General features: G+C 58.8%; 26 protein-coding genes. 12 read left to right on the plus strand and 14 right to left on the minus strand.

The window, feature by feature from the left end; all coding sequences use genetic code 11:
• Nucleotides 1-47: 47 nt before the first annotated feature.
• Together pcaD and HBN61_RS19040 are read left to right on the plus strand one after the other, a co-directional pair.
• The gene (gene pcaD / locus HBN61_RS19035) at nucleotides 48-836 is read left to right on the plus strand and encodes a 3-oxoadipate enol-lactonase (protein WP_094993885.1); all 789 of its coding nucleotides are present in this window, start codon (nucleotides 48-50) and stop codon (nucleotides 834-836) included.
• Between the two features lie 207 nt (nucleotides 837-1,043).
• Nucleotides 1,044-1,964, plus strand: coding sequence for a hypothetical protein (locus HBN61_RS19040; RefSeq protein ID WP_170047625.1), 921 nt, complete (start codon nucleotides 1,044-1,046; stop codon nucleotides 1,962-1,964).
• 71 nt (nucleotides 1,965-2,035) lie between these two features.
• On the opposite strand, the gene HBN61_RS19045 is transcribed toward HBN61_RS19040, so the two are convergent.
• Nucleotides 2,036-2,506: an FAD/FMN-containing dehydrogenase gene (locus HBN61_RS19045; protein ID WP_094993887.1), complete on the minus strand. Its 471-nt coding sequence runs from the start codon at nucleotides 2,504-2,506 to the stop codon at nucleotides 2,036-2,038.
• 239 nt (nucleotides 2,507-2,745) lie between these two features.
• On the opposite strand from HBN61_RS19045, the gene HBN61_RS19050 reads away from it, so the two are divergent.
• Nucleotides 2,746-4,938 (plus strand): GAF domain-containing protein, encoded by a 2,193-nt coding sequence (locus tag HBN61_RS19050; protein WP_170047627.1) that lies wholly within the window; start codon nucleotides 2,746-2,748, stop codon nucleotides 4,936-4,938.
• A 414-nt stretch (nucleotides 4,939-5,352) separates the two neighbouring features.
• Complete coding sequence (locus HBN61_RS19055; protein ID WP_170047629.1) at nucleotides 5,353-6,732, plus strand: trimethylamine monooxygenase; 1,380 nt, start codon at nucleotides 5,353-5,355, stop codon at nucleotides 6,730-6,732.
• 38 nt (nucleotides 6,733-6,770) lie between these two features.
• Here the strand turns inward: HBN61_RS19055 and HBN61_RS19060 are convergent, their stop codons facing one another.
• Together HBN61_RS19060 and HBN61_RS19065 are read right to left on the minus strand one after the other, a co-directional pair.
• Nucleotides 6,771-6,953, minus strand: a complete 183-nt coding sequence (locus HBN61_RS19060) for a DUF1289 domain-containing protein (protein WP_094993889.1) — start codon at nucleotides 6,951-6,953, stop codon at nucleotides 6,771-6,773.
• Nucleotides 6,954-6,956: 3 nt separating this feature from the next.
• Entirely contained in the window at nucleotides 6,957-7,328 is a 372-nt protein-coding gene (locus tag HBN61_RS19065; RefSeq protein ID WP_094993890.1) for a hypothetical protein, read from the minus strand.
• Between the two features lie 572 nt (nucleotides 7,329-7,900).
• On the opposite strand from HBN61_RS19065, the gene mqo reads away from it, so the two are divergent.
• Complete coding sequence (gene mqo, locus HBN61_RS19070) at nucleotides 7,901-9,550, plus strand: malate dehydrogenase (quinone) (RefSeq protein ID WP_170047631.1); 1,650 nt, start codon at nucleotides 7,901-7,903, stop codon at nucleotides 9,548-9,550.
• Nucleotides 9,551-9,647: 97 nt separating this feature from the next.
• Here the strand turns inward: mqo and HBN61_RS19075 are convergent, their stop codons facing one another.
• The 9 genes from HBN61_RS19075 to HBN61_RS19115 form a co-directional block, all read right to left on the minus strand.
• Nucleotides 9,648-10,499 (minus strand): CAP domain-containing protein, encoded by an 852-nt coding sequence (locus HBN61_RS19075; protein ID WP_094993892.1) that lies wholly within the window; start codon nucleotides 10,497-10,499, stop codon nucleotides 9,648-9,650.
• 66 nt (nucleotides 10,500-10,565) lie between these two features.
• Complete coding sequence (locus tag HBN61_RS19080) at nucleotides 10,566-11,234, minus strand: GNAT family N-acetyltransferase (protein ID WP_169964460.1); 669 nt, start codon at nucleotides 11,232-11,234, stop codon at nucleotides 10,566-10,568.
• Nucleotides 11,235-11,285: 51 nt separating this feature from the next.
• Nucleotides 11,286-11,840, minus strand: a complete 555-nt coding sequence (locus tag HBN61_RS19085) for a UPF0149 family protein (RefSeq protein ID WP_094993894.1) — start codon at nucleotides 11,838-11,840, stop codon at nucleotides 11,286-11,288.
• A 98-nt stretch (nucleotides 11,841-11,938) separates the two neighbouring features.
• A complete protein-coding gene (locus tag HBN61_RS19090) occupies nucleotides 11,939-12,265 on the minus strand; it encodes a hypothetical protein (RefSeq protein ID WP_170047633.1) in 327 nt (108 codons plus the stop codon).
• A 118-nt stretch (nucleotides 12,266-12,383) separates the two neighbouring features.
• Nucleotides 12,384-12,785 (minus strand): hypothetical protein, encoded by a 402-nt coding sequence (locus HBN61_RS19095; protein WP_094994609.1) that lies wholly within the window; start codon nucleotides 12,783-12,785, stop codon nucleotides 12,384-12,386.
• 56 nt (nucleotides 12,786-12,841) lie between these two features.
• On the minus strand, nucleotides 12,842-13,477 hold the full coding sequence (locus tag HBN61_RS19100; RefSeq protein WP_170047635.1) for a TetR/AcrR family transcriptional regulator: 636 nt from the start codon (nucleotides 13,475-13,477) through the stop codon (nucleotides 12,842-12,844).
• Nucleotides 13,478-13,482: 5 nt separating this feature from the next.
• Nucleotides 13,483-15,897 (minus strand): membrane-bound PQQ-dependent dehydrogenase, glucose/quinate/shikimate family, encoded by a 2,415-nt coding sequence (locus HBN61_RS19105; protein ID WP_170047636.1) that lies wholly within the window; start codon nucleotides 15,895-15,897, stop codon nucleotides 13,483-13,485.
• A 140-nt stretch (nucleotides 15,898-16,037) separates the two neighbouring features.
• Nucleotides 16,038-16,508: a GNAT family N-acetyltransferase gene (locus tag HBN61_RS19110; protein ID WP_170047638.1), complete on the minus strand. Its 471-nt coding sequence runs from the start codon at nucleotides 16,506-16,508 to the stop codon at nucleotides 16,038-16,040.
• Nucleotides 16,509-16,528: 20 nt separating this feature from the next.
• On the minus strand, nucleotides 16,529-17,494 hold the full coding sequence (locus tag HBN61_RS19115) for a threonine dehydratase (RefSeq protein ID WP_094994605.1): 966 nt from the start codon (nucleotides 17,492-17,494) through the stop codon (nucleotides 16,529-16,531).
• An 86-nt stretch (nucleotides 17,495-17,580) separates the two neighbouring features.
• Here HBN61_RS19115 and HBN61_RS19120 point away from each other — a divergent pair, with 86 nt between their 5' ends.
• Entirely contained in the window at nucleotides 17,581-18,948 is a 1,368-nt protein-coding gene (locus HBN61_RS19120) for an aminotransferase-like domain-containing protein (protein WP_170047640.1), read from the plus strand.
• Nucleotides 18,933-19,157, plus strand: a complete 225-nt coding sequence (locus tag HBN61_RS19125; protein ID WP_169964476.1) for a hypothetical protein — start codon at nucleotides 18,933-18,935, stop codon at nucleotides 19,155-19,157. Before HBN61_RS19120 ends, HBN61_RS19125 begins: the two co-directional genes overlap by 16 nt.
• 5 nt (nucleotides 19,158-19,162) lie before the next feature.
• Here the strand turns inward: HBN61_RS19125 and HBN61_RS19130 are convergent, their stop codons facing one another.
• Both HBN61_RS19130 and HBN61_RS19135 read right to left on the minus strand, forming a co-directional pair.
• On the minus strand, nucleotides 19,163-20,272 hold the full coding sequence (locus tag HBN61_RS19130; protein ID WP_170047642.1) for a DUF1615 family protein: 1,110 nt from the start codon (nucleotides 20,270-20,272) through the stop codon (nucleotides 19,163-19,165).
• Nucleotides 20,273-20,315: 43 nt separating this feature from the next.
• On the minus strand, nucleotides 20,316-20,657 hold the full coding sequence (locus tag HBN61_RS19135; protein WP_170047644.1) for an FKBP-type peptidyl-prolyl cis-trans isomerase: 342 nt from the start codon (nucleotides 20,655-20,657) through the stop codon (nucleotides 20,316-20,318).
• A gap of 355 nt (nucleotides 20,658-21,012) precedes the next feature.
• Here HBN61_RS19135 and HBN61_RS19140 point away from each other — a divergent pair, with 355 nt between their 5' ends.
• From HBN61_RS19140 to HBN61_RS19160, 5 genes are all read left to right on the plus strand, one after another.
• Nucleotides 21,013-23,271 (plus strand): FepA family TonB-dependent siderophore receptor, encoded by a 2,259-nt coding sequence (locus HBN61_RS19140; RefSeq protein WP_094994601.1) that lies wholly within the window; start codon nucleotides 21,013-21,015, stop codon nucleotides 23,269-23,271.
• A 138-nt stretch (nucleotides 23,272-23,409) separates the two neighbouring features.
• On the plus strand, nucleotides 23,410-23,700 hold the full coding sequence (locus tag HBN61_RS19145; RefSeq protein ID WP_094994610.1) for an iron transporter: 291 nt from the start codon (nucleotides 23,410-23,412) through the stop codon (nucleotides 23,698-23,700).
• On the plus strand, nucleotides 23,697-25,235 hold the full coding sequence (locus HBN61_RS19150; protein WP_170047645.1) for a PepSY-associated TM helix domain-containing protein: 1,539 nt from the start codon (nucleotides 23,697-23,699) through the stop codon (nucleotides 25,233-25,235). The genes HBN61_RS19145 and HBN61_RS19150 overlap by 4 nt, the downstream gene beginning before the upstream one ends.
• 1 nt (nucleotide 25,236) lies before the next feature.
• The gene (locus tag HBN61_RS19155) at nucleotides 25,237-25,578 is read left to right on the plus strand and encodes a DUF3325 domain-containing protein (protein WP_094994599.1); all 342 of its coding nucleotides are present in this window, start codon (nucleotides 25,237-25,239) and stop codon (nucleotides 25,576-25,578) included.
• Nucleotides 25,579-25,955: 377 nt separating this feature from the next.
• A partial coding sequence (locus tag HBN61_RS19160) for a transposase (RefSeq protein ID WP_524539063.1) occupies nucleotides 25,956-26,143 on the plus strand: 188 nt, incomplete at its 3' end.

The raw sequence follows: 26,143 nt of genomic DNA on the forward strand, positions 1-26,143 counted from the left end.
CATTGACGGCGATCTGGCCCGAAAATCTCTTCCCCTTGGAGTGTTGTATGTCTGGAATAAAACGGGTCGATGGCCCACTCAATTACCTCCTTGAAGGTCCGGCAGATGCCCCGGTACTGATGTTGTCCAATTCGCTGGGCACTGACTTGCGCATGTGGGATGAACAGATGGCTGCATTCACCGAGCATTTTCGTGTGTTGCGCTATGACACCCGTGGGCATGGCCAATCCTGTGTGACCCCCGGCCCGTATAGCATCGAACAGCATGGCCGTGATGCCGTGGCATTGCTGGACGCCTTGCAGATAGATCGCGCCAGTTTTTGTGGCCTCAGCATGGGTGGCTTGATTGGTCAGTGGCTGGCGATCCATGCGCCTGAGCGCTTGCAGCGTCTGGTGCTGTGCAACACCGCCGCGAAAATCGGCAACCCGGCTGTCTGGAACCCGCGCATTGACACGGTGTTGCTTGACGGTGCAGCAGCCCTGCGCGGGCTGCGTGATGGCGCAGTTGCACGGTGGTTTACCCCTGAATTCGCCATCGCCTGCCCCGACCGGGTTGAGCGGATTGTCGACATGCTGGCGCACACCGCGCCCCAGGGGTATGCCGCCAACTGTGCTGCCGTGCGCGATGCCGATTTTCGGGAAAACCTGGGCCGTATCGACGTCCCTGTGTTGATCGTGTGCGGCACGCAAGATGCGGTTACTACCGTCGAGGATGGGCGTTATATGGCTGAGCGCATTCGCGAGGCACAACGGGTCATGCTGCACGCGGCGCACTTGTCCAACGTGGAAGCTGGGGCGCAGTTCACTCGCCGCGTGCTGGATTTTTTGCGGGCATAAGCGGTTCTGCAAGGCCCGGCCTGCCTTGAACGGACACGCACATCACAGGGCCGGTGAATGCCATACGTTCCTGTTGTGTCGCGGCTCAAGCCCTTTGCCTGCTACTCAAGCCCTTTTGGCACCTGCCGATAACGAAGGCGATGGCCCTGTGCCCGATCACATAAATGGAGTGTCGCCTGGAGGTCTCCAGGCGTTAAGGAGAGCACCTTGAAACGCATGGGTTCTACGATTGGCTTGATCGTTCTGTTGTCAGGCTGTGGGGTTTACAGCGATGTGAAAGTTGCGATGGCGCGTGATGCATTGCGTCAGGAGTGCATGGGCACATTCACCAACACCTGTGTCAGCAAAACCATTGATTACAACATCCTGTTACTGGAGCAAGCCAAGTCAGCCTGGTTGGCGCAAGAGGGAGAGTTGGTCGAGTCATTGGGCAAGAAGGCGGGCTCACTGTGGACCGGTCTGGTTGAACAGCGCACTGATCAGTTGGTCGATAAGCTGGAATCGGTGCGTCCCGGATTCTTTTCGCGCTGGTTCCTCGGGGATGCGCAGCCTTTGAATGGCAAAGGGATGATGGAGTTCTCCGGCCAGGACCTGAAAGAGATGCAAGGCGCGCTGATGGCCGAATTTATCGCCAAGGGTAAGAAACAAGGGCTGACCCTGACTGAAAAAGGCGCTGAAAAATATGCCCCAAGTCCTGCGCAACCTGTCGCTGAGCCTGTGGCCGGGCAAGCCGAGGCCGCCCTTGAAGCGGCGATAAACAATTTGATTGCGTCAGAAATAGCCAAAGAGGGTGGCGCGGAATACACCGATAGCCGTCAGGTCATTTACATGGACCTGAATGAAGATAGTCAGCCAGATGCCGTGGTGCTGTTCACGGTTGAAGGGCAGGGTGGTGGTAACGGTTCTTACCAGAGTCTGGCCGGTTTTTACCGCTCGGGCGCAGGCTGGATGTACCAGGGGCACTCAGTGGTGTCCGGGGCCGTAACAGACATCAAGGCCGCCCCGGGTCAGCAGGTTGCTGTCAGTACCCTGACCAGTGGCCCGGATGACCCGCGATGCTGCCCGAGTGTGCAGGGCGTCGACATCTATACATGGACCGGACGTGGCTTTGACGTGAAGCAAGGCTGAAAGCCAAGCACCTGCGCCGCTGTCCCCGTCTGGGGCGGTGGCGCAAGTAAAAGGCGGGGGCGCGGCGCGGATCAGTCAGTCGGCGCTTTATCCAGCGCTTCGCGCAATGCCGTGGCTGTTGTAAAGGCCTGCTGTGAAACCAGGGTGCCATTGTCCAGCTGCAGAAACAGGATTTGCTTTTTGTCACCGGGGTATCGACTGGCAATCGAGCCGTCGCGGTCCAGCGCGACGCGGTAGTTGTATCCCTTCATGGATGGAATGGCGAACAGCTTTCCGATCAGCGAAGGCATGCCGTGGACATCGGCGAGAAACACAACATGGCGTGCTTCCAGGTAGCCCTTGGGCTGGTCTTCTATCGCCGCCTTGACCAATTGAGCCCCCTTCATGTCGCGCGCCACCAACAGAATGCGGGTGTTTTTATCGAGGGCCTGCGTCTGGTCGAACTGGTCTTTAAGCGCCCAGGGCTGCAACGCATCGCCGATGTTGGCTGCCTGAGCCAGCAGGGATACCGCACTCAATAACAGCGCAAGTACAATTTTCAACGTTCAATCCTTCTGTTCATGACGGTTGATTCAGATCGCTAACAGCGTATGGCCATTAGTCGTAGCGCGGCATGTTAGCCCGCAAGCCCTGTGAGTAGAACCTGTACTGTCGTGCTGCTGTCCAAAAGTATGACAAAGGGTGTCTGGTGACACGATGGCGAGTGGAGCACAATTTGTGCGACTGGCTTATCATCGTCGGCGTTTCACCGATCAATAGCAGTAATCAGAGTAGCGGCGTAATGACTGACTGGCTTCAACACGATGGCGCGATGGCTGAGCGAATCAGAGCGCATGATTGGGCCAGCACGCCGCTCGGGCCTTTAACCGAATGGCCGGATGTGTTGAAAACCAGCGTGGCGTTGATGCTGGATTCGCATTTTCCGCAGTGCATCGTGTGGGGCGAGTCCCTGACAACGCTGTATAACGACGCCTTTGTGCCCATTCTGGGGAGCAAGCCACAAGCGTTGGGTCGTGCGTTTAGCGATATCTGGAGCGAGGCCTGGCATGAGATCAGTCCGATTGCCGACCTGGCCTTCGCGGGCAAAGCGACGTACATCGAAAATTTCCCGGTAGTGATTCATCGCAGTGAGCGTCCGGAGCTCGCGTACTTCACCTTTTGCTACAGCCCGATTCGCGACTCCGCCGGCCAGGTGGTCGGCATGATTGATACCGTGACCGAAACCACAGCGACGGTGTACATGACCCAGCGTCTGTCGGTGCTGGACGCGATCGGCCGTGCAGTGGTCAATGCCAGTGACCCGCAGGAAATCCTCGCAATCACCATGCGCAAGCTTGCCGATCACCTGCGTGTTACGCATTGCGCCTACGCCGACCTGGAGGCGGACGAAGATACCTTCTTTATTCGTGACAACTGGCTGGCGAAGGGCGCCACCCGGCTTGTGGGCCAATACAGTCTGGAGGATTTCGGTCAGGAAGCAGCGTCCCGGTTGAAAGCCGGACAGCCGCTGGTCATCAACGACGCGCAGGCCGAACTGCCTGCACGAGATGCCGCCAGTTTCACCGCGTTGGGTGTCAAGGCCACTGTTTGCCTGCCCTTGATCAAAGGCGGACGGCTGACAGCGTTAATGTCAGTGCACGATCAATCGCCGCGACAGTGGTCGTCCCATGAAGTGGCATTGTTGCGTGAAGTGACAGAACGCTCATGGGCGCACATTGAGCGTGCGCGCGCCGATGCCGCCGTGCGCGCCGGTCTGGCTGAGCTTGCGCAGCTCAACACCACGCTGGAACAGCGCGTACAGGAGCGCAGTGCACGTTTGCTGCACATTGAAGCGGCGTTGCATCAATCGCAAAAGCTTGAGGCCATCGGCCAGCTCACGGGCGGTGTAGCCCATGATTTCAACAACCTGCTGACAATTATTCGTTCGTCGGTGGATTTTCTGCGCATGCCGAACCTGTCGGATGCGCGCCGGGAGCGTTACGTCAACGCGGTGTCAGACACCGTCGAGCGTGCGAGCAAATTGACCGGCCAGCTCCTGGCCTTCGCCCGGCGCCAGCCGCTCAACCCGCAGGTATTCGAGATCGGTCAACGCATCCGTGATATCGGCGACATGTTGGAGACCATCACTGGGGCCAGAATCAATGTGGCGGTCGAATTACCGCCCGAAGCCTGCTATGTGCGCGCCGATGCCAGCCAATTCGAGACAGCGCTAATCAATATGGCGCTCAATGCACGGGATGCCATGGAAGGGCAGGGCACGCTCCTGCTGCAGCTCAATGACACCACCACCTTGCCTGCCATTCGGGGGCATGCAGGTTCCGACGAACCTTTTGTTGCCATCTCGTTGGCCGACACGGGCATCGGTATTTCCACGCGCATGCTGACGCAGATTTTCGAACCCTTTTTCACCACCAAGGAAGTGGGCAAAGGCACGGGACTCGGGTTGTCGCAAGTGTTCGGGTTTGCCAAGCAGTCCGGGGGTAATGTGGACGTCTCAAGTGTCCTCGATCAGGGGTCGGTATTCACCCTGTACCTTCCGCGAGCCAGCGTTGATGCGCTTGCGGAGGTTGAATCCAGCGTGTGCGTGCCTGCACCTTCGGACCCTGAAGCCGAGAAACCTCGCGTCCTGATTGTGGAAGACAACCTGGAAGTGGGGCGTTTTGCACAACAGATCATGCAGGACCTGGGCTATGAGACGGCTTGGGCCACCCATGCCGAAGCGGCACTGCAAATGATCGGGCCGCAAGCCATGGCTTTTGACGCGGTTTTTTCGGATGTGGTCATGCCAGGCATGACGGGGGTGGTAATGGCCAAGGAGATGCGCAAACGGCGGTCAGATTTGCCGATCATACTGGCCTCCGGCTACAGCGAAGAGCTGGCGCTCGACGGTTACGATGGCTTCGAGTTTCTGCCTAAACCCTACTCAGTCGAGCAGATTTCGCAGATGTTAGAGAAAATAACCCTCAAGCGCTGACGGCTTTATTTCTAGTGAGCAAAGCGTCTGAAATACGCCTCAAACTTGTAATCCCTGTCTCCATCCGTTATAGCTAGAAAGGCATTCATAACCAAAAGAGGCTCAACAAGCCCGATGCATGAGACCACACGTATCTTTGACACTTGCGGCCTTACGCCTGCGCAACGCAGTGACGTAACCAGGCCGATCCAGCTGCACACCCTTCCTGTTTTAGTGGCTACGTTCTGCCAGACACTGGCGACGCGTTTTCATTTGCCACCCACTTCGCTGCGGGACGCTCTGGTCACCCGCAAGCGCAGCCGCGCGGTACCTCCCCCTTCAGTTTGATGCCTGATTGTCCTCTCGCCGCGCTCATCGAGTGTGTTCACGCGAGGGTTTCCAATGATTCAGCGTTCAACCTGTTGAGGGAATTCGATGTCTATTCGTGTAGCAATTATTGGCGCAGGCCCGTCCGGCCTGGCGCAACTGCGTGCCTTTCAGTCAGCCCATGCAAAGGGTGCGGCCATGCCGGATGTGGTGTGTTTCGAGAAGCAAGCCGACTGGGGCGGCATGTGGAACTACACCTGGCGCACCGGCCTGGACGAGCACGGCGAACCGGTGCACGGCAGCATGTACCGTTACCTTTGGTCCAATGGTCCCAAAGAGTGCCTGGAGTTCGCGGATTACAGTTTTGATGAACACTTCGGTCGACCAATTTCTTCGTATCCGCCCCGTGAAGTGCTGTGGGATTACATCCAGGGCCGGGTCAAGAAGGCCGGCGTGCGTGATTACATTCGTTTCAATACGGCGGTCAAACACGTCACGTTCGACCCGGTATCGCGGCAATTCACCGTGACTGCCCACGATTATGCCAACGGGCGAAGCACGACGGACACGTTTGATTTCGTGATCGTGGCCAGTGGGCATTTCTCCACGCCGCACGTGCCGGAGTTTGCCGGGTTCGAACGTTTTTCCGGGCGAATTCTGCATGCCCATGACTTTCGTGAAGCCACCGAATTTCAGGGCAAGGACTTGTTGATCGTGGGCAGTAGCTATTCGGCCGAGGACATCGGCTCGCAGTGCTACAAGTACGGCGCACGTTCGATCACCAGCACCTACCGCACGCAACCGATGGGTTACGCATGGCCCAAGGGATGGGAAGAGCGTGCGCTGCTGAACAGGGTCGAGGGAGACATCGCGTATTTTGCCGATGGGTCCAGCAAGCGCGTGGATGCCATCATTCTGTGCACCGGCTATCAACATCACTTCGCGTTTCTGCCGGATGAATTGACCCTCACTACAGGTAATCGCCTGTGGCCGCTGGGCCTGTACAAAGGCGTGATCTGGGAGCAGAACCCGCAGTTGATCTACCTCGGCATGCAAGACCTGTGGTACAGCTTCAACCTGTTTGATGCTCAGGCCTGGTTTGTGCGCGATTACATTCTGGGTCGCATCAACCTGCCTGAAATATCCGAAATGCAGGCCGACAGTGCCTCGTGGCGCGAGCAGGAAGAACGTCTGCACTCCACCGCCTCGATGTACGAGTTCCAGGGCCGTTACATCAAGCACCTGATCGAGCATACGGATTACCCGGCCTTTGATATCGACGCTGTGAATCAGATCTTCCTCAAATGGAAGACTGACAAGAAGCGCGACATCATGGGCTATCGCGACAAATCCTACCGTTCAGTCATGACTGGCACGTTAGCGGTGCCTCATCACACCCGCTGGTTGCAGGCGCTGGATGATTCGATGGAAGAATATTTGCGCGAAACGGCGGGCAAGGGTGACGTCAATACACTGCGTCAACGTTGACGGCGCAGCCTCTGGCTCCTGATGTGGCCAGAGGCAACTTAGCCTTTCTTTTTTTGCAGGCTTTTCAAGCGTGCGCTGGCGCGTTGCACGGCCGCCATTTTTTCCGGGCGTTTCATGCGCCGCCACTTTCTGATGTCTTCTTTGTTGCGCCCGCAGCTCACGCATACGTCCCCGCTGAGCTGGCAGGTGGCTACACACGGGTTTTCGATATCTTTGGCCACGTCTTACTTGCGACCCGCGCCTTTGCGCGCCAGGCGTTGTGGCCACTGACCGGCGTCTGTGCGCTGGCATTCTTCTTCGGAGTCGAAATACACATGGGAGGCTACGTTGCGCACGTTGACATTGGCTTTGTCGAACGCCTTTTCTGTCAGCTCAACCATGTAGCCTGCTTCTCCGTCGGCCAGGGCAAAGTCCTTGTTGTTTTGCGTATCGAACACCCACACCACTTTGAGACTGGTCGCAAACGCCTCATGGTCGACGGCGTGGGTCAGCCAGACAAACCCGTCGATTTGATGTTTGGCGGTTTCGCAGGCCTCGGTCAGGGCTTTAACCAGGCGGCGTTCAATTTGCGCCTGATTACGTTTGTTGAGTGACATGAATCATCCTGTTGGCTGGCGGTGCTGAAAAGCCGGCCATCATACGCCAAGCTTTGTACTGGCGGATCGTTGATTGTGCGCTTGTGTTGGGGCGGGGTTGCAAACCGTGGGCAAACCCACGTCGCAAACGATTCAGCTGCCTGAAAAAACCGCAAAAGATGCATTTTCGCCCAAAGGGCCACCTGAGGTAGAATGTCGCGGTTTTGAGGCTGGCCACCCCGGATACTCATGTTCACGCAGTTCCCCGGAAGGAACCGCGAGGCGGTCGGATGCAAGGGAATAGCGAAACGGTTGGTGGTTGCGAAGGAGCTGGGCGGAGGCAATCCGATTAGGCCGTGGCCATCAATAGCTGACACATATCATAAATGTCACCCAAGTCGCTGAAGCCAATAATTAATAAGAGATCAGCACCCAAGGTACATAAACGTGGGGTCTATAGTTGTGCATAGGCCTTTATCCATCTACCCGTTCAAGGCCTGAGGGCTCGACTGCAGGCGATCGGCCTGTGGTGAGTTGATAGTGCTCATGAACCGCGTGCCGGGTAGATGATGTTTTATCTTAGGTACTACAAAATGTTAAAAAAAATGAACAAGGGGCTACTGGGCCTCGCGCTGAGCATGGGGTTGACCTCCGTGCAGGCAGCCGAGCCCAAACAGGTTGATGTTTTGCTGATTGGCGGCGGCATCATGAGCACCACATTGGGCGTTTGGCTCAATGAGCTGGAACCGAACACCTCGATGCAGATGATCGAGCGTCTGGACGGTGTGGCGCTGGAAAGCTCCAATGGCTGGAACAACGCGGGTACGGGTCACTCGGCACTGGCTGAACTGAACTACACCCCGGAAGACAAAAACGGCAACGTTGAAATCCCGAAAGCCATTGAAATCAATGAAGCGTTTCAGATTTCCCGTCAATTCTGGTCCTGGCAGGTCAAGAACGGCGTTCTGAAGAACCCGCGTTCATTCATCAATTCCACGCCGCACATGAGCTTTGTGTGGGGCGATGACAACATCAAGTTCCTGAAAAAGCGCTACGAGGCACTGCAGGCGAGCCCGCTGTTCGCCGGCATGCAGTACTCCGAAGACCCGGACCAGATCAAAAAATGGGTCCCGCTCATGATGGAAGGCCGTGATCCGAACCAGAAGATCGCAGCCACCTGGTCGCCGATCGGTACGGACGTTAACTTCGGTGAAATCACGCGTCAGTTCGCTGCTCACCTGCAAGCCCAGCCGAACTTCTCGCTGAGCCTGTCGAGCGAAGTCAAAGACATCAAGCGCAACGAAGATGGCACCTGGCGCGTGGTGTACAAAAACCTGAAGGACGGCACCGAATCTCAGACCGATGCCAAGTTTGTGTTCATCGGCGCGGGCGGCGGTGCACTGCACTTGCTGCAGAAGTCCGGTATTCCTGAAGCTCAGGAATACGCGGGCTTCCCGGTAGGCGGCTCGTTCCTGGTGACCGAGAACCCGACAGTTGCCGAACAACACTTGGCCAAGGCCTACGGCAAAGCATCGGTCGGCGCGCCACCCATGTCGGTTCCTCACCTGGACACCCGCGTGCTGGACGGCAAGCGCGTGATTCTGTTTGGCCCATTCGCGACGTTCTCGACCAAGTTCCTGAAAGAAGGTTCTTACTTCGACCTGTTGACCAGCACCACGACCCACAACTTCTGGCCAATGACCAAAGTCGGTATTGAACAATACCCATTGGTTGAATACTTGGCCGGTCAGTTGATGCTGTCGGACGAAGACCGTTTCAACGCGTTGAAAGAGTACTTCCCGAATGCCAAGGCTGAAGACTGGCGTCTGTGGCAAGCCGGCCAGCGCGTGCAGATCATCAAGCGAGACGAAGAGAAGGGCGGTGTGCTGAAACTGGGCACCGAAATCGTCAGCGCCAAAGATGGCAGCATTGCAGGCCTGCTGGGCGCTTCGCCCGGCGCCTCCACTGCGGCACCGATCATGCTGACCGTGCTGGAAACCGTGTTCAAGGACAAGGTGGCTTCGCCGCAGTGGCAAGCCAAGCTGCACCAGATCGTGCCAAGCTATGGCACCAAGCTGAACGGTTCGCCAGAGCGCGTTGCGCAGGAATGGGCCTACACGGCTGAGACGCTGCAATTGACGCCTCCACCGGCAATTCCGGCAGCCACCGCTGCTGAGCAAGCGCCAGCTGAAGCGCCGGCCAAGCCAGCACCAAGCAACCCAGCGGCTGATATGGCCCTGTAAAAAGCAGCCCCACCCAACGATGTTGGGTGGGGCCACTTTCAGTTGTAACGTTTGACTCCCCCTCGATACAACGCCCGCTGAATGAGCGGACGCCGATTCACGGCGTACCGAACAGGGCCGTCCAGTAAATCCCCGCATCACTTTTCGGATCGACCGCATAGGCCGCGCCCAGTTCGCGGAACTGCGGGTTCATTATGTTGGCGCAATGCCCGGGGCTGGCCAGCCATCCATCGACCACCTTGGTCGGCGTGTCTTGCCCGGCGGCGATGTTTTCGCCAACGCTTTGCGCACTGTAGCCTGCCAGCTCTGCACGATCTCCTGGCGTTCTGCCGTCACGGTTCATGTGATCAAAGTAATTGGTATTGGCCATGTCTCGCGTGTGGCTTTCGGCCGCAATGGCCAGCGTAGCGTTCCAGGTCAACGGGGCGGCTGCGGCAAACGCTTGTGTTGCGCATTGACGCGGTTGGTTGCGGGCAGTGTTGATCAGCGCCAGCAGCTGCTGGCCCTCAACTTGCCAATCCCCCAGACGTCCGGTCAACAAAGGGCGTGCCAGCACGATGCGCCACTCGCGCTGGTTGCGGCTGACGCCGATGTCGACGAATTGCGGGTCGAGTACCACGTTACAGAAGCTTTCTTGCACCGCTTTCATCGCCGCCTGTGCATCACGCGGGCCGGACAGGCTAATGGCCTGCACATTGACCAGTGGATAAGCATTACTGGCGAGCACTTGTTGCAGGTCGCCAAAGCGGTTGGCGGGCAATATCAGGCGCGGATCAGCGGCCAGAGGCGGCAGTTCCTGTGACACTTGCCCGCCGCACTTCTGAAGGTGGCTGCGATAGGTATTGATCGACTCGACGAGTTGCGATTCTTCACTGGCCATGACCGAGCAGGCCACGAGCACGCTGGAGGTAAAAGTGGCCAGGCGGGTGAGGGTGACGGGAACGCGCATGCAGGTTTCCTCTGAACGGGGTGCGCCCATGATGCGTTATTTCACCCGTTGTTTGGCAACCGCATTTCAGCGCGTGTGTTCGGTCACGAAGGCGCGTGCCTTGGCGGTGAGTTGGTCGATCTGGCGGTCACGCTTTTTTTCGGCGTCGATCATGGCTTTTTTGCCGTGCCGGTTGAGCAGGTAAGTGTGAATCTGCCGCACTTCGGTGGAGCGGTAGACCGCCGACACATCCAGCAGGGCCATCAGCCCGTCGGTGCCGTGGTCGCGTGTATTCATCACAATCTGCGGCCCGCGGGCACCCAGCACCTGAAAGCCCAAGGCCTCGAATTGCGCCACGTTGCGCACGCTGCACGTGAGCTCGGTGTGGGGGTAGCGGCGGGTGACTTCCTGCACCATTGCCCGGGTGACAGCCGGGGTGCTGGCGGCCATGTAGGCGATGCCACAGGCCTGAGGGTCGTCCTTCACGGGCAGGTACAAGGCAAAGCCGGTCACGGTGGCCGGGTTCTGTTCGTCCGTGGCCACGATCAGCTCTACGGTAATCCCTTTGCTCCCCTCCAGTGCCTCCAGGTACAAATGTACTTCGAAGCCGATGGTGTATTGATAGATGTTGTAGAGCAGGTTGCTGGGCGTGATTTCCATCATGCTCAGCTCGGTAAGCTGGTCCACCACGCGTTGCAAAATCTGGCTGCTGATGGGTTCGCTGACCGGTGTATCAAAATGAGTAAGAAGCGTCATGGGGCCTTTATCTGCAGGTCTCTGCGTGAGTGGAGGTCGGGGGCCGCGGGATCAGCGCTGGCTCAGCCAGTAGTCATGCAACGCGCGGGCGGCAGGCGCCAGATCGCTGACCTGTTGCTGATGCGCTGCGACGTCCAGATCGGCCGGCAGTTCAAAGTTGTCCTGTTCGGCGCAGTCTGAAATAGCCTGCAGTAAACCCGCCTGAATGGCAGGCAAGGGCGCCCAGTTGGCGACGGCAACGCCGCGCAGGTAACCGAAACACCATTCTTCTGCCAGCGTCACGGCCTGCCCGAGATGCTCCGTCTGTTCGAAGCGCGGCACAAATGCCTGACTGCCTTGTGCCAGTTGGACAGCCAGCGTGTTGAGGTGCCGCACGCACAGGTCAATGAATGTCCGGGCCTCTTGCGGGGTTTCCCATTCAGGGTTTTGACCGCCCCAAATGGCGGGGAACCACTCAGCAATGTCCACCTGCGCCGGGCCAGAAACCAGTGCTGTGAAGTAGCCGTCGAGTTCGCTCGGGTTAAGGACCGAATGGTCGTCGCCGTACTTCAACAACGTGTCTTCAAGCGAGGCAAAGTCGGCAGCATTCAAGGGGTGGGTGTTCATGGACGAGTTCCTGTACCGGGCGCTTTGAGCTGGGCGCTGAAAAAAAAGCGCAGAATGCCGTGAGACGCTGTGTTTGACCCGCGCGCGGGCTCAATAAATCAATCGACTTTAACGATCGACGCCAATTCGTAGTATTTAAATTTGGCTTTGGCCAAGGCTTTTTTGGCTTCTTGCTCGGCATCAAACCGGCTCAAGGATTTTGAGTCATGAATAAATTGGGTCACTTCGCCGTCGTATTCCTTGCTGACGTTCATGGTGACGCGCAACACCGGGCCTCTGCGTTTCACCGGAGCGCGCTCCGCTGTCTTGACCGGGGCGGGGGCGGCGGGAGGCAGTTCAGGTTCAGGCTGGGGGGCCGCGGCGGGCGTGGGGGTATCAAGGCCGAGCGCTCTGCGCATTTCGTCCTCGGTGAATCCGGTGCTCATGGTGTGACTCTATTGATGTGAAACACGGGCTTATATTTCAGGCCTCTGGTCAAGGCAAGCGAATTCTTCAGGTAATTTCAAAAAATCGGGATTTGGGCGCTGGGTATCGCATTCCGATTCAGGTATCGCGCAACAGGTCGTGGCCGTCGAGCAGGCGATAGGCAATTTCTGGACGTTTCTCCAGCGCTCGCCGTATGGCGGCGGGAATTGCCTGACGGGTTTTGCGGCACAGGCCAGGCTGATCGGCCAAGCGGATGGCAATACCGCGCATGGTGCGCACTTCATTAAAACCCGGCTCTATGTCGAGCCGGATGCCCAGTTGCTCGTGCATGCGCCGTTGCAAGTGTTGAAGCTCGTTGAGGTCTTGAATGTTTTCCAGCCGTTGCAGCAGCTCTTTTTCAGCCTGACGGGTTAATTTGAAAATCCGCAGGTCGGCATCGGCGCGGGCCAGCAAAGTGTCACGCTCGCAGATGCAAACGCCGGGCGGGCAGGCAGGTCGGATGGGTACGGATGGGGTCATGGGCTAGAGCATAGCCAGATTGCCCGCAATTTGCCGCCGTGCCCGCCGCGCAGTGTTCAAGCGGTTTGCAGGCGCCGCATTACCAGGCCAATCAGCTCCTGAATCATGGGCTGGAATGCGTTGGCGGTACACGTTTGGCCCAGCATCACGGTGCGGGTCGTCAGGTGAGAGAACAAGGCATCGAACAAGATGGCGGGCAATTCGCTGGTAGATGCGTCGGTGGCGATCACCCCCCTTTGGCGCTGCTCTTCGAGCAGGTTGGCGATCAACTGGTGCCAAAATTTGGGGCCGTGCTCATACCAGGTTTGCCCCACTTGCGGGACATGGGCCGAGCCATTGACCACCAGACGGTAGAAGCTGACATGACGAGGGCTGGTGACCACTGCCACCAACTGTTCAAGGATCATTTCCAGACCGCGCGTCAACTCGACACCCGAGGTGTCAAGTTGCTTGAGGTCCATGATGAAGTCTTCGCACAGGTACTCGACCACGGCCACCAGCAGCTCTTGCTTGCTGCCGAAATACCGGTAAATCGTGGCCTTCGAGCCGCCCGCAGCGGCGACGATGGCGTCCATGCTGAGGCCATCGTAGCCCTGCTGCAGAAACAGTTCGCTTGCCGTGATCAGCAGGTTGCGCCGTCGGTCCTCACTCCGGGTCGGGGTTGAAGTCGGGGAACGGTGCACCTGCGGCATGGGAACTACTCTTTGTCGGGAAGCGCGTACGCTATCACGTAATCCCCGCGATCTGGAGACTGACGCGCGCCACCTGCGACGATCACCACATATTGACGCCCGGTCTCAGGTGAGCGATAGGTCATCGGCGTGGCTTGGCCTCCGACCGGCAAGCGGCCCTTCCACAGCTCTTTGCCGGTGGCCATGTCCATGGCACGCAGGTAGTAATCCTGTGTACCGGCGTAGAACACGATTCCGGAGCCCGTGATGGCGCCGCCCCCCAGGGTCGGCATGCCCAGTGGAATCGGCAAGTTGGCGCGCACACCCTGGATGACCGCGTCTTCAACGGTACCGGCCGGGCGCTCCCAGACCTGTTTGCGTGTCTTCAGGTCTACCGCAGCAAACACGCCCCACGGCGGGCTCTGGCACGGAATACCCAAGGGCGAGTTGAAGCTTTTGTGGTCAATCACGAACGGCGTGCCGTCCATAGGGTAGGTGCTGCCGACGCCATGTCCGGATTTGAGGTGGGAGAGGTCGACACCTTCACGCGGCACCAGTTTGACCACCTGCGGGATGCGAATGTCGTTGACGAACAGGTAACCGTTTTTCTCGTCAATCGCCGCGCCGCCCCAGTTAAAGCCCCCGTAGTAGCCTGGGTAGATCAATGTGTCTTCGGTGCTCGGTGCGGTGAACTCGCCGTGGTAGTTGAGCTTCTTGAAGTCGATGCGGCACATCAATTGATCGAAGAAGGTCGCGCCCCACATGTCTTTCTCGGTCAGCGGTGCTGCGCCGAAGGTGGGCATGCCGACTGAGTAAGGTTGGGTTTTGGCAACCCAGTCGCCAGCCGCATGGTCCTGTGGCACCGCTTTTTCGATGACCTCGGCAATCGGCTGACCCGTGCGGCGGTCGAGCATGAAAATCTGCCCGCGCTTGGTCAGTTGGATCAGCGCCGGAATCTTGCCGCCTTTACCGTCCGGTACGTCATACAGGGCCGGTTGGGCCGCCAGGTCATAGTCCCAGATGTCGTGATGCGCGGTCTGGAACGTCCAGCGTTCGCGGCCGGTGGCCATGTCCAGCGCAACCACGGCAGACGAGTATTTCTCGGTCAATTCGGGGCGTGCGCCGCCCCAGAAATCCGGTTGCTGGTTACCCGTGGGCAGGTACACCAGACCCAGTTCGTCATCGAATGCCGGGCTGGACCACATGTTTGGTGTGCTGCGGGTGTAGGTTTGACCTTCAGGCGGCAATTTGGTGATGGCCGGATTGCCAAGGTCCCAGGCCCAGACCAGTTCACCCGTGTCGGCACTGAACGCCCGAACCACGCCGGACGGTTCATCGGTCGAACGCCCGTCAAAGACCCAGCCGCCCAAGATAATCAGGTTGCGCGAAACGGTCGGGGCTGAGGTGTAGGCGTAATACGGCACGTTTTCCATGACCTTGCCCAAGCCCTGGGTCAGGTCCACGGCGCCTTTGTCACCAAAGGCCTCGCACGGTTTACCGGTTTGGGCATCGATTTCCAGCAACCGGGCATCCATGGTCACTTGCACAATGCGCCTGGCACATACGCCGTCTTGCGGGGGAGCAGCGGGCTTTAGGTCGGCAAACACCAACGGGTGTTCAACCTTGGCAGGCTCGTAATAGCTCACGCCCCGGCAGCGGTTCCAGGTTTTGATGTTGTGCGGCTTGGGGTCGAACATCCAGCGTTGTTCACCGGAATCCGCATCCAGCGCGATGACTTTGCTGGTAGGTGTGCAGGTGTAGACGGTGTTGCCGACCTGGATCGGCGTGTTCTGGTATTCAGACGCGCCTTCGGCGACTTCACCGGTGCGATAGGTCCACGCCACTTGCAACTGATCGACGTTGTCTTTGGTGATCTGATTCAGTGCCGTGTAGCGGGTGCCCGCCGGGTTGCTACCGTAGTGACTCCAGTCCACGGCACGTTCTTGCGGGGTGTCAGCAGCCAGTTGGGCAACCGGTAGCGGCGTGCCTTCGATCACCCCGTGCGGGGTGAAGAGGGCATTGGCACCCACGGCCAGCAAGGCGGCAAACACTGCACTGGCGCTATAACTGGCAGCACGCTGGCGACCCTGTGTGAGCCAGGGGTGCAGCAAACACGCCAACAGACCCATGACCAAGAACGGCGCCAGCCGCGGCACCATCGGCCAGAACGTGAAGCCGACTTCCCACAGTGACCAGATAACGGTGGCGACAAACACAATGGCCATGACCGCAGTGGCGGCGGGTTTGCGGCGGATATACAGCACACCCGATCCAAGCATGCCGAGCCCGGCGAGCAGGTAGTACCAGGAGCCTCCCAGTGCCATCAGTCGCGTCCCTGCAACTGCCAGAAACAGCCCGCTGAGGGCCAGCAACAGTCCGAAGATGCCCAGTATCAGGTGTCTTCCTTTAGAGGCAGGCGCCTCTTGTTTAGCGTTTTTCATTACGGTGATCCCGGCAACCGGCAGCCAAGGCCTTAGAAGCGCTGCGGGTTTAGGTTTTAGAATGGTACTGTACAGTACAGTTTTTATTCTGAGCCTGTTTCCGGCACAAATAAAGACAATTTGTCGCAGGGGATGAAATTTTAGTTAACCGGTGATGACTCGTTCAGCGGCAGGTTCATGACGATGGTGCGTTCTTCGCCATGGTACTGGTCGCGCACTTTTTCAAAGCCCAGCCGGGCATAGAACGACTCGGCCGTGACCGAGGCCGGGACCTGCAATGCGCTCAGGTGTGCCGCGCGCGCCAGCGCAACGAGCTGCGCCATTAATGCTTGTCCTACGCCGCGTCCTTGCCAGTCGGGGTCCCCAAATACACTTCGCACCACGGCGCCATCCAGGCTGGCGGTGCCGATCAGTTGCTGTTCGGCATGGGCGACGTACACCTGGCGCTGTTGCATGAGCTGAAGAATTGAAGGCGGGGCGAAGTGCTGCTCCACCTGCGCGATGACCTGCGGCGAGTAATCACCAGCGTTGGAAACACGCAACGTCGTGATAATCAGTTGGCTGATGGCGGGTGCCTCTGCGGGGGTGGCGCGTCGGATCGTGCAAGTCATGGCGCTTCCTTGTTGTGACCTCAGTCGTCGAACCCTTCGGCCAGAATGCCGGCATACAGCTGCCGATCAATATTGGCACCGCTCAAAATCACCGCCACTCGGCGTCCCTGCTGCTGGGGCTGTTCCTGGATCAAACCGGCCAGCGCCGCAGCGCCTGCACCTTCGGCGGTGTTGTGCGTGGTTTCATGATAGACCCGCATGGCGTGGGCAATTTCACGGTCTGAGACCCGAATCACTCGCGCAGCGCCCTGCGCAATCATGGCCAGCGCTTGCGGCATAGGCTGGCGGCAGGCCAGGCCGTCGGCGAAGGTATGGGCGGTTTCTGTGCTCACTACGCGACCTTGCTCAAGGCTCTGGGCAAACGCATCGGCATGCCGCGACACAACGCCCACGATTTCGGTCTTGAGGCCCAGCAGGTCGCGGGCCTGGATCAACCCGCAAATACCCGAACCCATGCCAATAGGCACATACACCGTGTGCAAGTCGCTCACTGCTTCAAACAGTTCCAGTGCATAGGTGGCGACCCCGCGGATCAGGTCAGGATGGAACGCGGGCACCAGATGATGCCCATGGGATTGCGCAAGCAGGGCTGCTTCGGCTCGGGCCTCGTCGAAGTCGTTGCCAAACTCGATCACATGCGCCCCCAGTGCCCGCATCGCAGCGTTTTTTTCGGACGAATTACCGACCGGCACCACAATGCTGATCGCCAGCCCCATGCGGCGCGCAGCCAGTGCCAGGCTTTGCCCGTGGTTACCGCGCGTGGCGGTCACCAGGCCTCGCGTGTGGGGTTCGCGCTGGATCAAGCCTTGGACGTAGATCAACCCGCCGCGCACTTTGAAAGCGCCGGTCGGGGTGTGATTTTCATGTTTGACCCACACCTGCGCGCCCAAGCGCTCGGCCAATAAAGGCCACGCCAGTTGTGGCGTGGGTGCCAGGGTCTGGTGGATATCGTGGGCGGCGAGACGCAGGCTGTTCAAGTCAAACATTGGAGGTACCGTGATCGAGGGTTTGACTCGATTCTAAGCACGGCACATTGTATGGGCCGATTCTTATATTGCATGGCCAACAATAAATGTGGATGCCGACCCTCAACCAGACACAAGAGCCGCGCTATTTGGCGTTGGTCGATGCAATCACCCGTGCCATTGCCTGTGGTGAGTTGCAACCTGGCGAACGCTTGCCGCCACAGCGCCGTCTGGCCTGGGCGTTGGGCTGGAACCCGAGCACCACGATGCAAGCCTATCGCGAGGCGGCGCGTCGGCATCTGGTGTCGGGAGAAGTGGGGCGCGGCACTTACGTACTGGCCAGCAGTCAGGAGGCCACATTATTCAAGCTGCAACAGGTTGAGGATCTGCCCTCGCGCCTTGACCTGCGAACCAACCTGCCTGCCATCGACCTGCACACCGAGCGCGACGCGCAGGCGCTGAGCTGGTTGCTTGACACCCGACAGGCCAGTCGCCTGCAACACTATGTCAGTGCGGCCGACTTGCTGCAGGCCAGGGCGCAAGGTGCAGCCTGGTTGCGCGGGCGGGGGCTGGAACTGCCGGTCGATCACATCATGTTGTGTACCGGCGCGCAGCAGGGGTTATTCACCGTGCTGTTGTCACTGTGTCAGGCAGGTGAACCGGTGTTGGTTGAAGCGTTGACCGCCCCCGGCATCAAGGCCGCCTGTGCGCAACTGCGGCTGCCCCTGCACGGCGTCGCACTGGACGAACAAGGCATCATGCCGGACGATTTCGACCGCATGATTCGCGCCACGGGGGCGCGCATTGCAGTGCTCACACCCACTTTGCAGAACCCGACGTCAGCGGTCATGAGTGTGGAACGCAAGCAGATCATTGCGCAGATTGCCCGGCGCCATGGCGTGCAAGTGATCGAAGATGATGTCTATGGCGCCCTGACCGACAGCCCGCCGCTGTGCCAGTTCTTGCCCGAGCTTGGCGTGCTGATCACCAGCCTGTCCAAAACGGTCGGCGCGGGTTTGCGACTGGGCTGGATCGCGGCCCGCCCACAGGTACTGGCGCGCATTGACCCCCATGCCCAGGCGGCACATTGGGGGCTTTCACCCCTGACGCTGGCGATTGCCTGCCACTGGATCGGTGAAGGCATTGCCCGAGAGCGCCTCGACTGGCAAATCCGGGAGGTTAGACATCGTTGGCGGATGGCAAAACACCTCATGGGGCGAGGGATGTACCAGACGCACATGGCCTCGCCGCATATCTGGTTACAAGCCCCCGCCGAGGCAGAACCGCTGGTGCAGACGTTTCGCACGGCGGGGATTGAGGTGGTGCCTTCACAGGTATTTACGGTTAAATCAGCGCCCTTGAACGCAGTGCGAATCAGCCTGAGCGCAGCCCCCAGCATTCAGCAGTTGAGTGTCGCGCTGCAGCGTTTACCTCCTGACATCCCGTATATGAGAACCCCATGCGCAGAGAAATAGGCTATTGGCACCGCGAGGGTCGAGAACTGTTTTATTACCTGGAATTCAAGCCCGAGACCGCCGAGTTTTACTTGACCTGTGAACACACCCCCGACGTAGGCGAGGGCAGCATTCGATCGGTATTGCTCAGCGAAGCGCGGGGCGAACGCTATTACGAGGATGCGCTGCTGATCATCAAGGAAGAACTGTTCAAACAGTACACAGTGTAAGGGTGCTATCGGATCGGCACCGAGCCCGCGCGATTCATGCAGCGTTGACGCCGTTCATCCACGCGTTGGGCAAACCAGGCGGTGGTCAGGTTGCGCGTGATTTTCGGGCTTTTAAGGGTGATGCCCGGTAACACGGCACGGGGCAACGGTTTGCCTTGTTGGCGATCGGCCAGCGCGAACACCTTACGGTAGAGTTCGGTCTCATCGAAGGCCAGGCTGTCGCCTTTTTCGAGCTGACGCCGAATGGCGTTGTCACTCATGCCCAGTTGTTTGCCCAGCGCTCGCACGGCACGCTCGGTAGAGCCTACAGCGTAAGAACCGGGAATGGTCAAGTCGCCATCCAGTGCCAGCGGGATACCGGAAACCTGACTCACCGCGTTCTGAAAAGCCGCGTTGCGACTGGCGTACCAGCCCGCGTTGAAGTCAGCAAAACGGTACAGCGACTGTGAGTAATCCGCCGGGTAGCCCAACAAATGAGCGATACCGAAATACATGCCCCCGCGCCGGGTAAACACTTCCTGTCGGATCGAGTGAGCCACCTCGTAGGGATAATCCTTCGCCCGTTGTTCGGCAAACGCGATGCTCACTTGCATCGGGCCGCCAGTGTGTACCGGGTTCAGGCTGCCAAACAGCGTTTTGCCCATGGGCACCATGCCGATAAAGTCATCGAAAATGGCACTTAACTGGCCTTCGGTGCGGGCTGCGTCCAGACGTTGGTTATAGGTTTTGCCGGTCGGCGATGTGAGGTTCAGCGCGCTGCGTACCAAGAATTCCGGGATATGCAACTTGCTGGCACGACGGTTGATTTCAGTGCGGGCAATTTTTGCGAGCCCCGGCACGGGCGGGTCTGCTTGAAAGGTGGACTCCTGCTCGGTGACGGCCAGTACCGAGCAGAGGTTCTCGTCGGACGCAGGGAGATCCTGCGCCACCAAAGCGACCTGAATATCAGCGGCCCAACCCTGACGATCAGACACCGTGGCCGGCAACAGTTGCACGATCCGCGCACGGGTTTGCTCAGGCGTCAGCACCGGGCCAGTACGGGTGTCCTGGCTGCTGCAACCGCCGAGTACGGCCACGGACACACACGAGAAAACAAACAGGCTAAAACGGTTCACTGACAGGCAACTCCCGGAAAATCCTCAAAATGCACTGATGCGCTCAATCGTCTCGCGTCAGCACCTGCAGCAGTTCGATCTCAAAGGTGAGGTCAGAGTTCGGCGTGATGTGCGCGCCCATGCTTCTTTCACCATAGGCCAGATGCGCGGGCACCTGCAGCTTGCGTTTGCCACCGACCTGCATCCCCATCAGGCCAATATCCCAGCCTTTGATCACCCGGCCAGTGCCGATCACGCACTGGAACGGCTTGCCGCGCTCATGGGAAGAGTCAAACACCGTGCCATCTGTAAGCCAGCCGGTGTAGTGGGTGGTAATCAGGGCGCCTTTGACTGCGGCCTTACCGTCGCCGGTTTGCAGGTCCGTGATGAGGAGTTCAGGGTTCATTGATGGTTCTCAAGAAGTGTCTTGGGGAGCTTTTTTTTTAAAAGCCAATCTTCTACACAAAAAGTAACAAATTTAAGAAAAGCTGCTGTAGAGCCTTCTGGGCGCTGGTTTTCTCAGGGTTGCCGGGGTTTGGCAACCTTTTTCGCGCGTGAAAAAGCTGAAAAAAACGCGGGATACGGAACTGATTAATGAGGATTATTGTCCGTTGCGCTTTACTCTCATTTGAGAGTGATTATTATTGCGACCCTTGCAGTGCCATGGCGCTCAAGCGTTGCAGGGTCCTTTGGAGCCCGGCGCAGACGCTTGCAGTCGTGCGCCTGCTGAGCACACTCCATTGTTAAGGGATCAACTGGACATGTCGTCTCGATTCAAACGCAGTCAGATTTCGCTCGCCTTTATTGCTGCACTGGCTTCACCCACGTTGCTGGCCGATACGCTGGAACGTGAGCGTGACGAGGTTCCCGTTCAAGGCGCGGACCTGCCGGTCGACGGCACCTCGCAGGCACTGGAGCTTGAAGAAACCCGCGTTCTGGGCACCGCCGCGCAGGAACTCAAGCAAGCGCCGGGGGTTTCGATCATCACCGCTGAAGACATCAAAAAACGTCCACCGGCCAACGACCTGTCAGAAATCATGCGCCGCGAACCAGGAGTCAACCTGACGGGTAACAGCACCAGTGGCAGCCGGGGCAACAATCGCCAGATCGACCTGCGGGGCATGGGCCCGGAGAACACCCTGATCCTGATCGACGGCAAGCCTTCGTCCTCGCGCAACGCTGTGCGTTATGGCTGGAGCGGCGACCGTGATACCCGGGGCGAAACCAACTGGGTGCCTGCCGAAGAGGTCGAACGCATCGAGATCCTGCGCGGCCCCGCCGCCGCTCGCTATGGCTCGGGGGCCATGGGCGGGGTGGTGAACATCATCACCAAACGGCCGAGCGACACACTCAAAGGTTCGTTGACTGCCTACTACCTGGCACCGGAAGACGACGCCGAAGGCATCAGCAAGCGCACCAACTTCAACCTCAGCGGGCCGATCACTGACGACCTGGTGTTTCGCGTGTACGGCGGTGCGAATAAAACCGACGCTGACGACGCGGGCATCAACACGGCCGAGCAGGCGTCGCCGGACAGCGTAGTGGCGGGCCGTGAAGGCGTGCGCAACAAAGACATCAACGGCTTGCTCAGCTGGCAGTTCACCCCGGAGCAATCGCTGGACCTCGAAGCCAGTTACAGCCGTCAGGGCAACATCTTTGCTGGCGACACCATGCTCAACAGCGGCGGCGATTTCGTAAACAGTCTGACCGGCAAGGAAACCAGCGTTCTGCAACGCAGCACCTTCTCGGCGACCCACAATGGCTCGTTCGACTGGGGCTCGACCAAGGCGTCGCTGAGCCATGACCTGACCCGCAACGCACGCCTGAACGAGGGCCTTGCCGGTTACGGCGAAGGCGCCCCTTCGCAAAGTGCGGGGCGCTTCGAATCGCGCTTGCGCAATACCCGCGCCACCGGCGAAGTGAACCTGCCGCTCAATGCATGGACCGAGCAAGTGCTGACACTGGGCGGCGAATACTTGTACGAATCCCTGAATGACCCGGGTTCGTTGCGTCCACAGAGCTGGGATCCGGGTTCAGACGGTACACCGGGCATCCCGGGTCAGGACCGCACGCAAACCAAGTCCACGGCCAACAGCTACGCGTTTTATGTGGAAGACAACATCGAAGCGGGTGCCAAAACCATCATCACGCCGGGGGTGCGTTTCGATCATCACAACGCGTTCGGCGGCAACTGGAGCCCGAGCCTGAACGCGTCGCATCAAATCACCGATGAACTGAGCGTCAAAGGTGGCATCGCCCGTGCCTACAAAACCCCGAACCTTTACCAGTCCAACCCCAACTACCTGCTGTACAGCCGCGGCGCAGGTTGCAGCTCGGTTGAAGTGAACATCGGCGGTTGCTACCTCGTCGGTAACCCGGACCTCAAACCCGAAATCAGCGTCAACAAAGAGATTGGTCTGGCGTTTGATAAAGGGACATGGCGCACCAGCGGTACGTATTTCCGCAACGATTATCAGAACAAGATCAACGCCAGTAACGAAGCCGCCTACCGCTTGCCCAATGGCCGACGTGTCTACCAGTGGGATAACAGCGGCAAAGCCATCGTGCAGGGGATCGAGGGCAACCTGTTCGTGACCCTGCGCGACGATCTGGACTGGAACACCAACCTGACCTACATGATCGAGAGCAAAGACAAGGAAACCGGCGATCCACTGAGCATCATTCCCAAGTACACGGTCAACACCACCCTGGACTGGTACGCCACCGAGAAACTGTCGTTCCAGGTCAGCGGGACTTACTACGGCAAGCAAGAAGCGCCAAAACGTAATAACCGTGCCAACGAAGAGCTCGATAAGTCGGTGCAGCAATCCGTAGACCCGTATGGTCTGGTGGGTCTGAGCGGCGGTTACGAGTTCAACAAAAACCTCAGCGTGCGACTCGGCATCAACAACCTGTTCGACAAGCAACTGTACCGCAAGGGCAATTCGGACGAAGCGGGAGCGCAAACCTACAACGAAGCGGGCCGCGCCTACTTCGCCTCGGTGACCACCTCGTTCTGATGACCTGAGTGACTGTGCATTGCCCCCCCTGCAATGCCGGTCTTTACAGGCGCGACACCCGTATACACGGGCGCCGCGCCGTTGTTGCATCTGGCACTGGCAAAACCGTGGCCGGCGCTGAACGAAGGATTGAACGCTATGAAACCCGTATCCTCGGCCTGGGTGCCGATTCTGTCTCGCACACTGGCGGCCTGGGTGGGCGGTTATGCTTTTACCTATGCCTTTACCGCAGCCCTGGCGCGTGTGTTGCCGCTGGACAACGTGGACGCACTGATCGTCGCCAGCCTGCTGTCTTTTGTGATCTACACCTTCGCCATCCTCTGGGCTTTTGCTGCCCGCCATCTCTGGTCGGCGTGGATGGGGGCGGTGCTGGCGCTGCCATTGGCGGCCATTGGTTTTTGGCCGCAGTGGATGGAGCGACTGGCATGAAACAGACCCTGACTCAGTGCATGGCGTGGCTGCACACCTGGGGCGGCCTGATCGTGGGCTGGCTGTTGTTTGTGATTTTCCTGACCGGCAGCCTCGCGGTGTTCGATCAGGAAATCGACAACTGGATGCAGCCCGAACTGCCTGCCCATCACGTGAGCGACGAACAGGCAGCCGAGCGTGCGCTGGGCTATTTGCGTGAACACAAAGCCGATGCCAAACAGTGGGGCATCAGCCTGCCCGGCGAGCGCACGCCAGCCCTGCAAGCCTCGACCGGCGGGCGCCGCGACGGCGTGTCAGTGACCCTCGACCCGAACACTGGCGCGGTAATACCCGTGCGCGAAACCGCGGGCGGCCTGTTCTTTTTCTTCTTTCACTTCACCTTGCACATGCCGGGCATGTTCGGCATTTACCTGGTGGGCGCGATGGCCATGGGCATGCTCGCAGCGTTGGTCAGCGGCATTGTGATCCACAAAAAATTCTTCAAGGAGTTCTTCACGTTCCGACCTGCCAAAGGGCAGCGTTCATGGCTGGATGCGCATAACGCCAGCGCGGTGTTGCTGCTGCCGTTCCACCTGATGATTACTTACAGCGGGCTGGCGATTTTTTTGGTGATTTACATGCCTGCGGCCATGGACGCGTTGTTCGACGGCAATCGCGAGGCGTTTTTCAAGGCGCAGAATCCAGCGCCCGTTGTCCTTGACGTGCAACATCCGGCCACCGCCGAACCCGCGCCGTTGGTGGCGTTGGCGCCGCTTTTGAGTAAGGCGCGCGAGGTGATGGGGCCGCTGGGCGGGGTCAGCATTTCCAACCCCGGCCAGAGCAACGCGCAAATCATGATTCGGCCGTTGCTGGGCAACCGGATTGCACTGGCTAAAGGGCAGGGCATGCGCTTTGACGGCGTCACCGGCGAGCAGCTGTCCGGGCCCACTGAAATGCGCCCCAGCGTGTTGACCCATCGGGTCATTTCAGGAATGCACTTTGCCCAGTTCGGCGGCTATCCGATGCGCTGGTTGTACTTCATCTGCGGGTTGATCAGCAGCGCCATGATCGCCAGTGGACTGGTGCTTTTTACCGTCAAGCGTCGACGCAAGTACGCCACTGAAAACCGCGTGGCACAGGTGCTTTACCGCGGGGTCGAAGCACTCAATGTGACCGTCATGGCGGGCTTGAGCTTGGCCTGCATCAGCCTGCTGTGGGGCAATCGCCTGCTGCCGGTGGGCATGGCGGACCGTGCGGATGCCGAACTGAATGTGTTCTTTGGCGTCTGGGCACTGAGCCTGGGGCACGCCTTGCTCCGGCCGCGTATGCAGGCATGGCGCGAGCAACTGACCCTCGCGGGCACGCTGTGCTTGACGCTGCCAATACTGAGTTTGCTGACCGTCAATCAGCCGTGGGCGCTGCCCAGTCGTATGGGCGTGGAAGGCGTCGCGATGGTGATTGGCGCGCTGTTGCTCTGGACTGGCTGGAAAATCGCGCAACCGTCGATCGGGCGGGTGCCGCGCAAAAAAACATCGCCCATGGCCGAGGTGAGTTGAGATGGCTGCTTACTTTTTTACGGCCTTCGCGCTGGCGTATATCGGCATGCTCGGTTTGTGTCAGGGGTTAGAGCGGCATTACAAACAGGTGTGGCAACACGCGCCGTCGGCAACTGTGCGGCGACTGCTACGCGGGGCGGGCTGGTTGAGCCTGGCTCTGAGCTTTTACTTCTGTGGGCGTGCCTGGGGCTGGGCTATGGGGCCCATCGGCTGGTTTGGCATGTTGTCAGTAAGTGGATTCGGTTTGCTGATGCTGCTGCCTTATCGACCGCGTTTGGCGGTGTGGCTGGCGTTTGGCTGTGCGCCCGTGTGGGCGCTGTTCAGGGTAGTGGCCTGGGCGTGATAAACCTGTCCCTCCCTGTTGGGACGGAAATATAGGGCGATGAAAGATAAGATCGGTCAGCTGTAGTCTTAATCAGTTATTGGCAACGACGTATCCTGATAAGTCGTTGCCGATGTTTTTTTTCTGAGTGCATCGCTCTTTTTGAAACCTGCTAAGAAAGTAACTACACGTGTCTATGTTGATTCTAAGTGCTCGGGCAGCGTAACGCTGCTTGACGGAATTTTATTGCGTTCATTTTTAATATAAGGCGTGTAGGCCACAGAGTTGTTTCCCGTGTTTGTGCTCTAGACTGGTTTTCAGTACCCCTGGTTCTAGGGAATCTCCGAACAAGCCTTCAGTTATGCGAGAATCCCCGCAACACCTGATCCGAGCCGCCCATGAGCCAGATGAGCTTTTCCGACTTTGAGTACGCCGGCAAGCGCAAGCAAACCCGCCGAGAGCGCTTCCTCGCCGAAATGGATCAGGTGGTGCCCTGGGCAGGCCTGCTGGAGCTGATCGAACCGTTCTACCCCAAGGCCGGCGGCGGTAGAAAACCCTATCCTCTGGAAACCATGCTGCGCATCCA

This window comes from Pseudomonas sp. WS 5071 (assembly GCF_012985765.1).
GTDB classification, from domain to species: domain Bacteria; phylum Pseudomonadota; class Gammaproteobacteria; order Pseudomonadales; family Pseudomonadaceae; genus Aquipseudomonas; species Aquipseudomonas lundensis_A.

Bases quoted from the DNA above. Each gene is read 5' to 3' on its own strand.
- pcaD (WP_094993885.1), top strand. From the start codon at position 48: ATGTCTGGAATAAAACGGGTCGATGGCCCACTCAATTACCTCCTTGAA.
- HBN61_RS19050 (WP_170047627.1), top strand. From the start codon at position 2,746: ATGACTGACTGGCTTCAACACGATGGCGCGATGGCTGAGCGAATCAGA.
- HBN61_RS19055 (WP_170047629.1), top strand. From the start codon at position 5,353: ATGTCTATTCGTGTAGCAATTATTGGCGCAGGCCCGTCCGGCCTGGCG.
- HBN61_RS19065 (WP_094993890.1), bottom strand. From the start codon at position 7,328: ATGTCACTCAACAAACGTAATCAGGCGCAAATTGAACGCCGCCTGGTT.
- mqo (WP_170047631.1), top strand. From the start codon at position 7,901: ATGTTAAAAAAAATGAACAAGGGGCTACTGGGCCTCGCGCTGAGCATG.
- HBN61_RS19075 (WP_094993892.1), bottom strand. From the start codon at position 10,499: ATGCGCGTTCCCGTCACCCTCACCCGCCTGGCCACTTTTACCTCCAGC.
- HBN61_RS19080 (WP_169964460.1), bottom strand. From the start codon at position 11,234: ATGACGCTTCTTACTCATTTTGATACACCGGTCAGCGAACCCATCAGC.
- HBN61_RS19085 (WP_094993894.1), bottom strand. From the start codon at position 11,840: ATGAACACCCACCCCTTGAATGCTGCCGACTTTGCCTCGCTTGAAGAC.
- HBN61_RS19090 (WP_170047633.1), bottom strand. From the start codon at position 12,265: ATGAGCACCGGATTCACCGAGGACGAAATGCGCAGAGCGCTCGGCCTT.
- HBN61_RS19095 (WP_094994609.1), bottom strand. From the start codon at position 12,785: ATGACCCCATCCGTACCCATCCGACCTGCCTGCCCGCCCGGCGTTTGC.
- HBN61_RS19100 (WP_170047635.1), bottom strand. From the start codon at position 13,477: ATGCCGCAGGTGCACCGTTCCCCGACTTCAACCCCGACCCGGAGTGAG.
- HBN61_RS19105 (WP_170047636.1), bottom strand. From the start codon at position 15,897: ATGAAAAACGCTAAACAAGAGGCGCCTGCCTCTAAAGGAAGACACCTG.
- HBN61_RS19110 (WP_170047638.1), bottom strand. From the start codon at position 16,508: ATGACTTGCACGATCCGACGCGCCACCCCCGCAGAGGCACCCGCCATC.
- HBN61_RS19115 (WP_094994605.1), bottom strand. From the start codon at position 17,494: ATGTTTGACTTGAACAGCCTGCGTCTCGCCGCCCACGATATCCACCAG.
- HBN61_RS19120 (WP_170047640.1), top strand. From the start codon at position 17,581: ATGTGGATGCCGACCCTCAACCAGACACAAGAGCCGCGCTATTTGGCG.
- HBN61_RS19125 (WP_169964476.1), top strand. From the start codon at position 18,933: ATGCGCAGAGAAATAGGCTATTGGCACCGCGAGGGTCGAGAACTGTTT.
- HBN61_RS19135 (WP_170047644.1), bottom strand. From the start codon at position 20,657: ATGAACCCTGAACTCCTCATCACGGACCTGCAAACCGGCGACGGTAAG.
- HBN61_RS19140 (WP_094994601.1), top strand. From the start codon at position 21,013: ATGTCGTCTCGATTCAAACGCAGTCAGATTTCGCTCGCCTTTATTGCT.
- HBN61_RS19145 (WP_094994610.1), top strand. From the start codon at position 23,410: ATGAAACCCGTATCCTCGGCCTGGGTGCCGATTCTGTCTCGCACACTG.
- HBN61_RS19150 (WP_170047645.1), top strand. From the start codon at position 23,697: ATGAAACAGACCCTGACTCAGTGCATGGCGTGGCTGCACACCTGGGGC.
- HBN61_RS19155 (WP_094994599.1), top strand. From the start codon at position 25,237: ATGGCTGCTTACTTTTTTACGGCCTTCGCGCTGGCGTATATCGGCATG.